2 protein-coding genes are annotated in these 2,508 nt (G+C 39.4%); one reads left to right on the top strand and one right to left on the bottom strand.

From position 1 onward, the window contains the following. Window positions 1-970: hypothetical protein (locus NJ959_RS28470; RefSeq protein ID WP_254015129.1), on the bottom strand; the 970-nt coding region annotated here is incomplete at its 3' end. Window positions 971-1,233: 263 nt separating this feature from the next. Here NJ959_RS28470 and NJ959_RS28465 point away from each other — a divergent pair. Continuing rightward, the gene (locus NJ959_RS28465; RefSeq protein WP_256529940.1) at window positions 1,234-2,490 is read left to right on the top strand and encodes a hybrid sensor histidine kinase/response regulator; all 1,257 of its coding nucleotides are present in this window, start codon (window positions 1,234-1,236) and stop codon (window positions 2,488-2,490) included. The last annotated feature ends 18 nt before the right edge of the window (window positions 2,491-2,508 follow it).

Raw genomic sequence — 2,508 nt, 5'->3', positions numbered from 1 at the left:
TTAAGTCACCACTGGCAAGATCGTAAGTATATTGTCCTGCTCGTAGGAAACGATTAGGGTTGCCACAATAAGTATAAGTTTGACCGTATTCGGGGAAATTGGCAACTACTAACTTATCTGTGATAGTGGGACATTTATCGAGTAGAGTTAACCCATATTCATTTTGCAGGAGTAGTCGTCTGGGATCTGTAGTTGCAGTGACAGGGGGAGTTGAGGGATTTGAACCTGTAGTGGCAGGTGCGCCCGGTTTTAAGTCACCACTGGCAAGATCGTAAGTATATTGTCCTGCTCGTAGGAAACGATTTGGGTTGCCACAATAGGTATAAGTTTGACCGTATTCAGGGAAATTGGCAACTACTAACTTATCTGTTGTGGCGGGGCATTTATCGAGGAGAGTTAGCCCATATTCATTTTGCAGGAGTAGTCGTCTGGGATCGTTGCTGGGTGTAGATGTGGGTTGGGGAGTTTGAGCAGTAGTATCTCCGGTAATCCCGGAAATGGCAACAGTGTATCTCCCTCTGGTGTTGTTTTGTCCTAAAATAAGGAGTCTGTATTCGCCATCTGCGGTTACCTTATAGCTTAAAGAGCGAGTTTTGTCATTGTAAGCAACTTGGTTACCTGTCTGTGAAGAGGTTAAAACTAAGATGGGTAAGAGAGTACTACCATCTTCAACTTCAACAGTGACTTGAATGGTATCCCCTCGCTTGCTGTTAAAAATATATTCTTCGCCAGCAGCATTCTGAAAGGGAGAGTTGCGCAGGGATTGGTTGCGATAGCGGAAGCTGGGAGAATTCGTCTGGATAAACCCATTGACGGTATCGCCATTTTTCAGGCGAGTAGCTGCTCCTGCTATATCGATGACAATGGAGAGTATCATCCCCGTAACTGCCACACTAGCAGCGACTTTATGGAAAAACTTACGGCTAATCATGCTGTTTAATTTTCTGTGAAGTTGATCTAGTTTAGTCATTAGACAGATTATAGAGAGTTAGGGTTCCCAAATCAAAAGGATGAAGGATGAAGAATAACTATTTAATAAACTACTAAGACACTGAGACACAAAGGAAGAGATAGATAATCTTCTGCTGCAAAGGGAGTAGGTAAAAAATAGTTTCACCCATCCCCTATTCGCCATCCCCTATTCTTTAATGCAGATATTATAGGATAGTCAGAACACGAATCGCAGTATGAATGATACTGTAATTAATAATATAGTCTGCAGTTTATATTGTCATGATCCCAGCCAAAATTTTAGTTGTCGATGATGAGGTAGATTTAGAATCTCTCCTGAGACAGCGATTGAGGAAGAAAATTAGAGCTAAAGAATTTGAGTTGATATTTGCCCGCAGTGGGAAGGAAGCTTTACAAAAAATAAAAAGCGATCGCACTATCGATATGGTACTTACGGATCTGAGTATGCCTGAGATGGATGGGTTGACTTTGCTCAATAAACTTCGGGAGATAGATGAGAATATTAAAGCGGTTGTCATTTCTGCTTTTGGCGATCTGAAAAATATTAGAGCTGCCATGAATTGTGGTGCTTTTGACTTTATTACTAAACCTATTGATTTTGACGATCTAATTATTACTATTAACAAAACATTGGCTTATGTCAAACAAATACGAGAAACTCTTTTCCGGTTACAACAGGCACAACTTCAACTTATTCAGCATGAAAAAATGGCGGTTCTCGGTCAATTAGTGGCTGGACTTGCCCACGAAATGAATAATCCACTTGCTTCTATTAAAGGTTCTATTTTTTTGGTGAATGATGCTGCTCAAAAATTAATTACTTATTTACAATTATATCAGGAACAATTTCCCAATTCATGCAATGAGATTGCAGAGTACGCAGAAGATATTAATTTAGATCATATTATTAATAGTTTACCAAGAATGCTTGTAGTAATGGGAGGAAGTACAGACCGACTGATTGCTATTAGTAATTCATTGCGTACTTTTTCTCGTGGGGATACTGAATCTAAGGTATTAGCCAATATTCATGATGGAATTGATAGTACTATTATGATTTTACAACACCGCATGAAAGCGAATAGTAAAAGTCCGGGAATTAGGATCGTGAAAGAATATGGGGATATTCCTAATATTAAATGTTATTTGGGACAACTTAATCAGGTGTTTATGAATATTATTGTTAATGGTATTGATGCTTGTGAAGAGGATAATCTCAATCGCTCTTTTGAGGAAATTGAAGCTAATCCTAACAGGATCGTAGTTAAAACAAAATTGACTAAAGATAAACAAGGAGTCGTAATTGAAATTCAAGACAATGGTACGGGTATGACAGAGGAAGTTAAATCGCGGATGTTCGAGCAATTATTTACTACGAAACCTGTGGGGAAAGGTACGGGATTTGGATTATCTATTAGCCGTCGGATTGTGGAAGAAATTCATGGTGGGAGTCTCAATTGTACTTCAGTATTGGGAAAAGGAACGGAATTTGCGATCGCGATTCCTATTGGGGAGTAGGGAGTGGGGAGTGGGGAG

Origin of the sequence: Limnofasciculus baicalensis BBK-W-15, assembly GCF_024178385.1 — a bacterium.
In the GTDB taxonomy this organism is placed as follows: domain Bacteria; phylum Cyanobacteriota; class Cyanobacteriia; order Cyanobacteriales; family Coleofasciculaceae; genus Limnofasciculus; species Limnofasciculus baicalensis.
The sequence above is the reverse complement of the archived record's forward strand: the minus strand, read 5'-3'. Positions and strand labels throughout refer to the sequence as shown.